We start from the raw sequence: 11,201 nt of genomic DNA, 5'->3' as shown, positions 1-11,201 counted from the left end.
CCTCGATACTCAACACCATCATTCTGGTCGGCAGCGTCCTTGTCGTCACTGTCGTCGGTGGCGTGCTTATCAGCGTATTGGTGGACGAGACCTTCCCCGGCCAGGGCATCGTGAGGATGCTGCTCATCTCGCCATTCTTCATCATGCCCACCGTCGCCGCACTGGTATGGAAGAACCTGCTGATGAATCCCGTCTCGGGCTTCCTCGCCTGGGTGTGGAAGCTGTTCGGCGCCACGCCGGTGAACTGGTTCGCCGACTGGCCGCTGTTTTCCATCATCACCGTGGTGTCGTGGGAATGGTTGCCCTTCGCCATCCTCATCTTCGTCACCGCGCTGCAGTCGCTCGACCGCGAGCAGATGGAAGCGGCACGCATGGACGGCGCACGTGGCTTTGCGATCTTCCGTTACCTCACCCTGCCCCACCTCGCACGGCCCATCGCCGTGGTGGTGATGGTCGAGGCCATCTTCCTGCTCAACATCTTCGCCGAGATCTTCGTCACGACGAACGGCGGTCCGGGCGATGCGACGACGAACGTGCCGTACCTGGTCTACACGCAGGCCCTGCTCGAGTTCGACGTGGGCGCGGCTTCGGCCGGTGGCCTGGTGGCCGTGGTGCTCGCCAACATCATGGCGGTGTTCCTCATCCGCCTGATCGGCAAGTCGCTGACCGAGAAGACCTGAGGAGCAACGACATGACCCGGCGCAAACACAATCAAACCGCCCGCACGATCCGCATCATCGCTTCATGGATCGTCGCGATCGTCGTCTTCTTTCCCATCCTCTGGATGCTGCTGACCAGCTTCAAGTCCGAACTCGACGCCTTCAGCATGCCGCCGCATTTCTTCTTCACGCCCACGCTGGAGAACTACGAGCAGATCCTCGCGCGCGCCAACTATTTGCACTACGCATGGAACTCCATCGTTACCGCGGGCGGCGCGACCATCCTCGGCATGATCGTCGCGGTACCGGCCGCCTATGCCTTCGCCTACCACCCGACACTGAAGACCAAGAACATCCTGCTGTGGATGCTCTCGACGAAGATGCTGCCCAGCGTGGGTGTACTCGTACCGATCTACCTGATCTGCCGCGACCTCAACATGCTCGATTCGAAGACGGCGCTGATCATCATCTTCGCGCTGATCAACCTGCCGATCATGGTCTGGATGATCTACACCTACTTCCGCGACATTCCGTACGACATCCTCGAAGCGGCACGGATGGATGGCGCCAGCACGGGTCAGACGATGTTCCGCGTGCTGATTCCGGTCAGTCGCGGTGGCCTCGCCTCCACCGCGCTGCTCTGCCTGATCCTGTCGTGGAACGAGGCCTTCTGGTCGCTCAACCTCACCACCGCCAGCGCCGCGCCCCTGACCGCGCTGGTGGCCTCATTCTCGAGTCCCGAGGGGCTGTTCTGGGCAAAGTTGTCCGCCGTGTCGACCCTGGCCTGCGCACCGATCCTGGTGCTCGGCTGGCTGTCGCAGCGCCAGCTCGTCCGCGGCCTCACCTTCGGCGCAGTCAAATAGGAGTCGCTCATGTCCCGTCTGGAAATCCGTTCGCTGCGCAAGTCGTTCGAGGGCGTCGAGGTCATCAAGGGCATCGACCTGGTCGTTGAGGACCGCGAGTTCTGCGTGTTCCTTGGCCCCTCCGGCTGCGGCAAGTCCACCACGCTGCGGCTGATCGCCGGCCTCGAAGAGGCTGACGAGGGGCAGATCCTTCTCGATAAGGACGACATCACCGACCGCGCCGTCGACAAGCGCGACCTGGCCATGGTGTTCCAGAGTTACGCGCTGTACCCGCACATGACCGTGCGCGAGAACATGTCGTTCGCACTGAGGCTGGCGAAGATGGACCAGCGCGCGATCGACGAGAAGCTCGGCCGGGCGACGAAGATCCTTGCGCTGGAGCCGTACCTCGACCGCAAACCCTCGGCCTTGTCGGGCGGGCAGCGCCAGCGCGTGGCGATCGGACGTGCCATCACCCGCGAGCCGCGCGTTTTCCTCTTCGACGAGCCGCTGTCAAACCTCGATGCCGCGCTGCGTGCGGCAACGCGACTGGAAATCGCGCGGCTGCATCAGGAACTGAATGCGACGATGATCTATGTCACGCACGACCAGGTCGAAGCGATGACGTTGGCCGATCGCATTGCCATCTTCAACGAAGGCCGCATTGCGCAGATCGGCAAGCCCATGGAGCTATACCACCATCCGGTGAACAAGTTCGTGGCCGGCTTCCTCGGCATGCCACAGATGAATTTCTTCGAGGCCACGGTCGAAGGCGGCAACGTGCGCCTCGACAATGGCAACAACGTGACCATTCCCGGTGCCAGCCAGTTGAATGGCAAGGTCACCATTGGCATCCGGCCCGAGCATCTTCGCGTCTGCGACAGTGACGGCACCGGCGAAACGGTTAGCGGCAAGCTCTCGGTCGTCGAGCGCCTTGGCAGCGAGACGTATGCCTATGTGGATGTGCCGCAGGTCGGCTCGATCACCGTGCGTGCCGACGGCGATTTCGAGCGGCGCGCGGGACGCGACATCTGCATTCGTCTCGACCTCACGCACGCACACGTGTTCGACGCCTCCGGCGCCGCCATCCATCATCCCTGAGACCGCCTCATGTCTGTCCCCCTAGGCAACGCCACACTCGACCGCCTTCCCCAGGGCGTCGATGCACCGCCCTTCGATCGCACGAAGGTCACCGCCGGCATCGCGCACATCGGTATCGGTGCTTTTCACCGTGCGCACCTGGCCATCTACACCAACCACGTCCTGGCCGATGTCGACATGCACGGATGGGGCATCCTTGGCATCAACCTTCTCGAGCACGATCGCCCGCTGGCGGAGGCACTCAAGGCGCAAGGCGGCCTGTACTCGGTCAGTGAATTCGATCCACGCGGCGTGCGGAAGACCCACGTCGTCGGCGCGATGGTCGAATACCTGTATGCGCCAGACGACGGTGACGCCGTGCTCAAACGCCTGGCAGACCCGGCCATTCGCATCGTCTCGCTGACGATTACCGAGGGCGGTTATCTGATCGACGAGCACGGCACGTTCCGCCTCAACGATGAAACGGTGGCGCACGACTTGAAACACCCCGACGCCCCCAGGGGCGTCTTCGGCTTCATCGTCGGCGCGCTCGAGTCACGGCGCAAGGCTGGCGTCGCACCGTTCACCGTCATGTCCTGCGACAACCTGCGCCACAATGGCTCGCAGGCGAAGAAGGCGGTGCTCGCGTTCGCCAACGCGCGCTCGAAGGAACTGGCCGACTGGATCGACGAGGAAGTGGATTTCCCCAACGGCATGGTCGACCGCATCACGCCGGCGACCACGCCAGAGGTACGCGACCAGCTCAATGCCGCCACCGGCCTCGACGACAAGGCACCCGTCGTCTGCGAAGACTTCATCCAGTGGGTGCTTGAAGACAAGTTTCGTCAGGGCCGCCCGGCCTGGGAACGTCACGGTGTGCAGATCGTCGACGACGTCTCGCCGTATGAAGACGCGAAGATCCGCCTGCTCAATGGCTCGCACCAGATGCTCTCCTACCCGGCCTTCCTTTCCGGGCATCGGCAGGTCGACGTGGCGGTGAGGGATCCGCTGTTCAACACGTATCTGACAGGCTTCCTCAACGAGGACGCCGGCGTCTGGCTCACGTCGCTGCCCGGCATGGATCTTGACCCGTACAAGAAGAAGCTGCTCGATCGTTTCAGCAACGCCTCCATCGCGGACCAGCTCGACCGCTTGTGCCTGGACGGCGGTTCGAAGATCCCCGGCTTCCTCGGCCCGACGATCACCGCCTGCCTGGAGAACGGCAAGGATGCGCGACGCCTGGCTTTCCTGCTCGCCGCCTTCGACCGCTATGTGCGGGTGGGCAAGGACGACCACGGCGAGGCTTATCCGCTGCGGGAGCCCAACGCGATGCGACTGGTTCAGCCGCTCATCGACAGCGGCTCAAAGGACACCCTGATCGAAAGCGTGGAGCTGGTCGGCCCGCTCCCCGCGAAGGACAGACGCTTCCGCAAGCAGTACGACACCTATGTAACGTCTCTGGAGAAGAAGGGCGTGCGCGCGACGCTGGAGAACCTCGATGCCCTCGTCGACTAAAGGGTAACGGTATCGTCGCAGGCGCTTCACCGCCTCGAACCTACGTTGAACGCCTTCCCCGTAGTCGAGTGAGGTTCCCGCCGATGCCGTACAACCCGAGCAATCCGCAACCGCCCTTCGCCGAGCCGGGCAAGAACCGCCCGGATAGCGAGATCCGCAAGCCCGGCAGCTATAAGCCCGAGTACGATGCGGACCCCGAACCGCCTGAGGACAATGATCCCATTGAGCCGCTCAAGCGTTGATGTGTTTCCCAGGGCGCCGAAAGGCGCCCTTTTTTTGGCTAGACTTCCCCGCATGAGCCCCCCACCCAAGAAGCCCCAGCCGCGGCGCGCGGCGCCGCCGTCCGCGCGCAAGGTCGCCCCGCCGAAGCCCGTCGCCCGGCCCGCCGATGCTTCGACCACGGCCGAGCGCGTGCTTGCCTTCCTTCTGAAGGGCCTGCCGCCGGCGCGACGCGAGAAGATCCACGCGTACCTCGTGCTCACCCGCATGGACCGGCCCATCGGCGCCCTGCTGCTGCTCTGGCCGACCTGGTGGGCGCTGTGGCTGGCAGCGAAGGATTTTCCGCCGATCGGTTCGCTGCTCATCTTCACCCTGGGCGTGTTCGCCATGCGCTCGGCCGGCTGCGCGATCAACGACTATGCGGACCGCAAGCTTGACCCCCAGGTAGCGCGCACCGCAGGCCGGCCAATCGCCAGCGGGCGGGTCACGCCGCGCGAGGCGCTGTACGTCTTCGCCGGATTGCTGGTCTTCTCGTTCCTGCTGGTGCTGTTGACCAACCGGTTGACCATCCTGCTTTCGTTCGGCGGTGCCGCGCTGGCTGCCATCTATCCGTTCTGCAAGCGCTACACCAACCTGCCGCAGGTAGTACTCGGTGCCGCCTTCGGCTGGTCCATCCCGATGGCATTCGCCGCGGTGACCAACAGCGTGCCGCCCGTCGCCTGGCTCCTCTTCATCGGCAATATCCTGTGGTCGGTGATCTACGACACCGAATACGCCATGGTCGATCGCGAGGAAGACATCAAGGCCGGTGCGAAGTCCACCGCGATTCTTTTCGCCGATGCGGACCTGGTCATCATCGGCATCCTGATGGGTACCTTCCTGCTCACGATGTTGCTGGTCGGTACGCGGTCGGCGCTGGGCTGGCCTTACTGGCTCGGTCTTGCCGCCACGGCCGGCCTGTTCGCGTACCAGCAATGGCTGATGCGCGACCGCGCACGCGATGCGTGCCTTCGGGCGTTCCGCCACAACAACTGGGTCGGCCTCGCTCTATGGCTCGGCATCGTGATCGCGCTGGCTCTGTGACTCAGGAGCCCGGCGTGCCGGGGGTTCCGAACTGCCGCCGCCACGCGTAGGCGACCAGATGCCAGGGATGAAACACGAAGCTCAGGCTGTGATCGCCCGCGGGCACACAGACCGCGCGGAACATGCCGTTGGCCCGGTGCACCGCAAGGGGTATGCCGTCCAGTTCCGCCTCCCAGCCGGGATAGTCGAGCTCGCCCGCCACGATCCACCCTGCTTCGGTCGAGCGGGTCAACAGATCGATGCGCGTATGCGTGCTGGCACGGACACGCGCGTCCACGATGCCACCGCATGAGAGCGAGGTGGCGCGCCCCACCACGAAGTCATCGTTGTCTCGGGGGGTCAGCCAGAGCGTCGTTGCGAAGTCGGTCGCTTCGAAGTCGGACGCAGCCGGCCATTCATCCACGGCCAGCGAGCGCGACAGGGTCGGGTTGAGAAAGCGCGGGTAGGCCGTCTCGCGGCGCCAGATGTCGACATCCCTGCCCGCCTGCACCATGTGGTGCTGAGGCGGTGGCGTATATGGCGGCAGGTCGGTGCGATGCCCGACCACCACATAGCGGACACCGAGCAGATCATCCAGCCGGTTCGTCGGACTGACGTTGTACGGCACCCCCACGGCCGGCACGCTGCTGCTCTCTCGCGGCCCGTACCAGGTTTCATACAGCGCATAACGCAGGGGGTTGTATCCCTGCGTGGACGACATGCCCGTGACGATGACCGTGTTGTCCCAGTTCGTATTCGTGTTCGTGGTGGTGATCCGATCGGCCATGCCGACCTGGCCGGATGAGAGCTGCTCGGACAGATAGCGCACGGCGGGATGGCGTGCGAAACGCGCAGCACCGTCGCCGCCCTCGTTGAAGGTGCCATTGAGGTTGAAGCTGCGGTAGTCCGCAACGAGCACCGCCACCAACCAGACGGCGGCGCGCCAGTCGCTGCCGGGTTTTCGCAGCCGCCAGAGGGCAAAGGCGGCGACCGCCACGCAGACGAAAGAACTGCCGTGATGCATCGACGCGGCCAGGACAGCCAGCCAGGCCGTCGCAACGACCAGCAGGACGGTGAGCTCGCGGCGTGACTGCAGGTCGATCCGGCTGGCCGCGATGCCGCTGACGAAGGCGAGGGCAAAGTTGAGCAGGTAGGCCGCATCGGCGGGGCGCCGAAAGTGAACCAGCCCGGGCAACCAGGCATAGAGCCAGCCGTACAGCGGCGTGTGGGTTCCGAGCATGTAGAGGCTGGCAGCGACCGCCACGGCACCGAAGAACACCAGGGTCCGACGGGTCGCGCCGTCCGACCATGCGCGCTTCAGCCCGAACAACGCCAGAAGCGGCACGACGCCGATATAGAGGAAGCCCTCGATCACGTCGACGGGCGAGTGCGCCAGGTCACGCTGCGCGTTGAACGCATTGGGATGGACGAGAAAGGCGAAGGTACGCAGATCGAGCGAGCCGACCGTCGCGAACGAGAGGGGCAATGCGTTCCGGTTCGACAGGCTCATCGCCGCCCAGCTGAAAGCCAGCTGCGGCAGACCCACGACGAGGGCGACGACCAGGGCCATCGCCATGGCCATGGCCAGCGCCCGACGCTGCGCGACCGTAACGGCGGACCACTGGCGCACGACCGCCACGGCGCCGTAGGCGGCGATCATCAGGACGAACAGGTAAGTCACCTGGACCAGCTGGGTCACCATCGCACYGGCGGCGAAGCCCAACAGGCAGCCGAACCCGATCGACGGCCGGGAAAGCAGGTAGCGAAGAGCCAGCAGTACGACGGGAACGTAGGCGTAGGCAATGACGATCGGCGTGTGCTCCAGCCGGGAAGCCGCCACGCCACCGGCCATGAAAACCGTCGCCCCGACCAGACACCCCAGTGCATTGGCACCGTGCCTGCGAAGGAGGTCGAGCATGGCCGCACCACCGAGCAGGAGATGCAGGAGCACGCCCCAACAGAACCAGACGGCACCGGGCTCTGCGCGCAACACCATCCAGGCCATCAGGAGCGGCGAAAACATCATCCCCTGGGGATCGCCGATCTGGGCGTAACCGCCGTAGATATACGGGTTCCACCAGGGCCATTGGCCGCTACGCAGGGCATGCGCGTTGAAATACACCGTGGGATAGAACTGATCGATGGCATCCCAGGGCAGCACCCGCCCCATGAACAGCACATTGAAATTCAGCAGCACCCAGACGACGCAAAGGGCCAGCAGCAGGCGGCGGTAGGAGGTGGTCTCGGGGATCAAGGCGGCGCGCCGGCGCTCAAGGGGGGGCGGCGGGAGTGTATAGGATCTTGCGACAGCCTCAGTTTTCTGCGCGCACCGCTCCGTGCCGGGCCCGGTCGCCTCACCCGCACCCGCTCTGTGATCGTCGTCACGCTGTGAGCGTCCCATGACGATTTATCACGATTGAAACCGCATGGTCATGCGAGGTGAGTCGATCCGTCATGAGTAACGCATAAGTTCCTACGGGTTGTGTTGCCCCCTCCCCGGAGCGTTAGCCCATGTTGCGTACCAAGCCCCTCCACCGCGCTATTCGTGCGGTGCTAGCCGCTGCTTTGCTCGTCGCCGCCGCCTCGACTGCCCACGCCGACGACACGCCGCCGCAGAAGAAAACCACCGATCTCGACAACGTGGTGGTGACTGCCCGCTCGGGCATCGAGACCCGCACCAAGGCCGAGACGAGCTACTCCATCACCACCATCGACGAAGATCGCCTGCGCATGCAGGCGCCGACGAGCGTCACCGAGGCGGTCAAGTCGGTGCCGGGCTTCTGGGTCGAATCCTCCGGCGGCGAGGCCTCGGGCAACATCCGTGCGCGCGGCATCCCGGTGGACGGCTACGGCTCGGTCACCCTGCTCGAAGACGGTATTCCCGTGCAGCACGATCCCGCCCTGGGCTACCTCAACGCCGACCAGGTGTTTCGCCTCGACGAAACCATCGAGCGCGTCGAAGTCGTCCGCGGCGGCCCATCGTCTATCTTCTATTCGAACGCACCGGCAGGCGCGATCAACTTCATTCCGCGCCAGGCTGGCGACACACCCGAGGGACTGATCAAGTACACGGTGGGTAACTATTCGTTGAACCGCCTGGACTTCTGGTACGGCACGCCCATTGGCGGCGGCTGGAAGCTGGGTGTCGGTGGCTTCTGGCGCGTGGATGACGGCCAGCGCAACCCGGGCTATCGCGCCAACGACGGCGGTCAGCTGCGCGCCACGCTGTCGAAGAAGCTCGAGAACGGCGATATCAGCTTCGACGTGAAGCACATGGACGACAAGGTGGCCCTGTACCTCGGCGTGCCGATGCGAACCAATGGCAACGGCGACATTCGTGCCGTGCCGGGTTTCAACGGCAACTACGGCACGCTGGCAGGCCCGGAGACCGAACACCTGCAGATGCGCGAGGGCGACGGCAGCCTCTACAACTTCGACAATAGCGAAGGCACCCACGTCAAACGCACGCAGGTATCGTTCAAGTTCGATCACGACCTCGGCGACGACTGGAAGCTGGCCGAGTCCATGCGCTACAACACCACGGATACGCAGCGCAACGGCGTTTTTCCCAACGCCTTGCAGAGTGCATCGTCGTTCATCACGCAGGACAGCAAGCGCCTTTCGCTCATACCGGGCGCCACCGCGCTGCAGTTCCGCTACGTGGACAACCCGGGCCAGGTGTTCAACACGGCCAACCAGAACGGTAACGGCCTTGTTCTCACCGACGGCCTGCGCGGCGTGACGATGCCGGTGAACGAGTTCATCAACGACACGCGTGTCCTGCGCCAGTTCGAGTTCGGCGAGCAGACGCACGATGTCACCTTCGGCTATTACCACGCGAACTTCCAGCAGGACTTCGACCGCTATTCGTCCACCGTGCTGACGGATGTGCGTGACAACGCACACCTGATCGATCTGGTTGGCGTGGATCCGAACGGAAACGTCGTCGGCTCGCTGACCGATCACGGCGTATACCGTTACGGCTACGAGTGGGAACACGCAAGCGGCAAGTCCAACACCAATGCGGCCTATGTCTCCGATGAGTGGACCATCACACCGGAGCTGCGCATCGACGGCGGCTTGCGCTACGAACGGGTCAATGTGCAGGGCTACACCGAAGGCAAGCAGACGGTGGACATCGGCGGCTCGCCGGCGGCGGCCTCCGTGCTCACCGGCAACGGCCAGTTCACCCACTACGACCAGACGTTTTCCAAGACCGGCTGGACGCTCGGCGCCAACTGGCAATTCTCGCCGCGCCAGGGTCTGTTCGCGCGTTGGACGTCGGCCTTCCGCCTGCCCAACCTGAGCACCTACATCACCAGCCCGACCGCCACGCCGCTGCTGCAGACGATGGATCTGGCCGAAACCGGCTGGAAGTTCAGCGACCGCTACATGGATCTGTACGCAACGGCGTTCTACACGAAGTACGACAACGTCAGCTTCACCAACAACGTCTTCGATCGCGCCGGCAACACGTCCACGCCGCAGACCGGCTTCGCGAGCACCAAGACCTACGGCCTCGAGCTCGAAGGCACGCTGTACCCGACCAAGTGGTTCGACGTGCAGTTCAACGCGACACTGCAGGATCCGAAGTACAAGGGCCTGTCTTATACGGACAACGTCAACAATGGTCCGGTGTTGCGCGACTATGACGACAACCAGCTGATCCGCGTGCCCAAGATGAGTTACCGCGTGGTACCTGGCGTGAACCTGATGGAGGGCAAGCTCCGCCTGCAGATGTCGTACGAGCACGAAGGCAAGCGCTTCGTCGACACCGCCAACTCGGTCGTCCTGCCGTCGTACCACGTCGTCGGCGCCAGCGCTCGCTACGACGCCACCCCGGAGCTGTCGCTGTATCTCTACGCCGACAACATCTTCAACTCGCTCGGCCTGACCGAAGGCAACCCGCGTGCCGGTGAATTGGCGAGCTCCGATGCCGGCGCCAACACCTTTATCGCGCGCCCGCTGCTCGGCCGCTCGTTCCGCGCCGCCGTGATGTACCGCTTCTGATGCGCGGACTCATTGCCCTGCTATTGACCTGCTTCGCTGCCACCGTGGCGGCGGAGCGGGCGCCCGACCTCGTGCTTCGCGGCGCGTTGTCGGGAAAGGACCAGCACACCTATCGCGAAGTGCCGTTCAATGTACCGAAAGGCACGACGCGAATCACCATCGATGTCGCCTACACCGGCCGCGAGGAGAAGACGACCATCGACCTCGGCCTGCTGGGCCCCACCGGCTTCACGGGACAAGATGGTTTTCGCGGATGGAGTGGCGGAAGCAAGCGTCGCTTCACGGTCTCCGCGACGGATGCCACGGCGTCGTTCCTGCCGGGTGTGATCGAACCGGGCAAGTGGCGACTGCTGCTGGGTATTCCGAACATTCGCCCTGCCTCGACGGCCACGTATACGGCGCAGGTATGGTTGTCGCGCGATGACGAAGGTTTCGGTCCGGAACATGGGCTCTCTGCGCCACTCAATCCCGAAGCTCGCTGGTATCGCGGCGACCTTCACATGCATACGGCGCACAGCGATGGCGGCTGTCCCAACGCATTGGGGACGAAGAAGGTGCCCTGCCCGCTGTTCCTGACCGTCGCCAACGCGGCAAAGCGCGGTCTCGAGTTCATCGCTATCTCCGAACACAACACCATGTCGCAGGTGTCGGAGATGCGCGAGCTGCAACCGTACTTCGACACCATGCTGATGATCCCGGCACGCGAGATCACCACCTTCGAAGGCCATGCGAACCTGTTCGGTGTGTCGCGACCGCTCGACTTCCGCGTCGGCAGCGGCAGCGTGCCCGACTGGAACGCACTACTGGCCGACGT

General features: G+C 64.2%; 9 protein-coding genes. 8 read left to right on the top strand and 1 reads right to left on the bottom strand.

Annotation, left to right across the window (positions count from 1 at the left end; genetic code table 11):
* From AC1DT2_RS08590 to ubiA, 6 genes are all read left to right on the top strand, one after another.
* Positions 1-680 (top strand): carbohydrate ABC transporter permease (locus AC1DT2_RS08590; protein ID WP_477295860.1); only part of this gene is annotated, 680 nt, incomplete at its 5' end.
* Between the two features lie 11 nt (positions 681-691).
* A complete protein-coding gene (locus tag AC1DT2_RS08585; RefSeq protein WP_063571367.1) occupies positions 692-1,522 on the top strand; it encodes a carbohydrate ABC transporter permease in 831 nt (276 codons plus the stop codon).
* A gap of 9 nt (positions 1,523-1,531) precedes the next feature.
* Complete coding sequence (locus AC1DT2_RS08580) at positions 1,532-2,602, top strand: ABC transporter ATP-binding protein (RefSeq protein ID WP_477295859.1); 1,071 nt, start codon at positions 1,532-1,534, stop codon at positions 2,600-2,602.
* A gap of 9 nt (positions 2,603-2,611) precedes the next feature.
* Positions 2,612-4,096: a mannitol dehydrogenase family protein gene (locus AC1DT2_RS08575; RefSeq protein ID WP_477295858.1), complete on the top strand. Its 1,485-nt coding sequence runs from the start codon at positions 2,612-2,614 to the stop codon at positions 4,094-4,096.
* 83 nt (positions 4,097-4,179) lie between these two features.
* Entirely contained in the window at positions 4,180-4,338 is a 159-nt protein-coding gene (locus AC1DT2_RS08570; RefSeq protein WP_154670741.1) for a hypothetical protein, read from the top strand.
* A 169-nt stretch (positions 4,339-4,507) separates the two neighbouring features.
* Entirely contained in the window at positions 4,508-5,398 is an 891-nt protein-coding gene (gene ubiA, locus AC1DT2_RS08565; RefSeq protein WP_477295861.1) for a 4-hydroxybenzoate octaprenyltransferase, read from the top strand.
* A 1-nt stretch (position 5,399) separates the two neighbouring features.
* Here the strand turns inward: ubiA and AC1DT2_RS08560 are convergent, their stop codons facing one another.
* The gene (locus AC1DT2_RS08560) at positions 5,400-7,631 is read right to left on the bottom strand and encodes a hypothetical protein (protein ID WP_477295857.1); all 2,232 of its coding nucleotides are present in this window, start codon (positions 7,629-7,631) and stop codon (positions 5,400-5,402) included.
* A 257-nt stretch (positions 7,632-7,888) separates the two neighbouring features.
* Here AC1DT2_RS08560 and AC1DT2_RS08555 point away from each other — a divergent pair, with 257 nt between their 5' ends.
* Both AC1DT2_RS08555 and AC1DT2_RS08550 read left to right on the top strand, forming a co-directional pair.
* Positions 7,889-10,387, top strand: a complete 2,499-nt coding sequence (locus tag AC1DT2_RS08555) for a TonB-dependent receptor (protein ID WP_063572575.1) — start codon at positions 7,889-7,891, stop codon at positions 10,385-10,387.
* On the top strand, positions 10,387-11,201 hold an 815-nt coding region (locus AC1DT2_RS08550), incomplete at its 3' end, for a CehA/McbA family metallohydrolase (RefSeq protein WP_477295856.1). The genes AC1DT2_RS08555 and AC1DT2_RS08550, both read left to right, overlap by 1 nt.

This window comes from Luteibacter sp. P4_E6, from assembly GCF_056401535.1.
The sequence above is the reverse complement of the archived record's forward strand: the minus strand, read 5'-3'. Positions and strand labels throughout refer to the sequence as shown.

Excerpts from the sequence above, each read along its gene's own strand:
- AC1DT2_RS08585 (WP_063571367.1), top strand. The coding sequence starts at position 692 with ATGACCCGGCGCAAACACAATCAAACCGCCCGCACGATCCGCATCATC.
- AC1DT2_RS08580 (WP_477295859.1), top strand. The coding sequence starts at position 1,532 with ATGTCCCGTCTGGAAATCCGTTCGCTGCGCAAGTCGTTCGAGGGCGTC.
- AC1DT2_RS08575 (WP_477295858.1), top strand. The coding sequence starts at position 2,612 with ATGTCTGTCCCCCTAGGCAACGCCACACTCGACCGCCTTCCCCAGGGC.
- AC1DT2_RS08570 (WP_154670741.1), top strand. The coding sequence starts at position 4,180 with ATGCCGTACAACCCGAGCAATCCGCAACCGCCCTTCGCCGAGCCGGGC.
- AC1DT2_RS08555 (WP_063572575.1), top strand. The coding sequence starts at position 7,889 with ATGTTGCGTACCAAGCCCCTCCACCGCGCTATTCGTGCGGTGCTAGCC.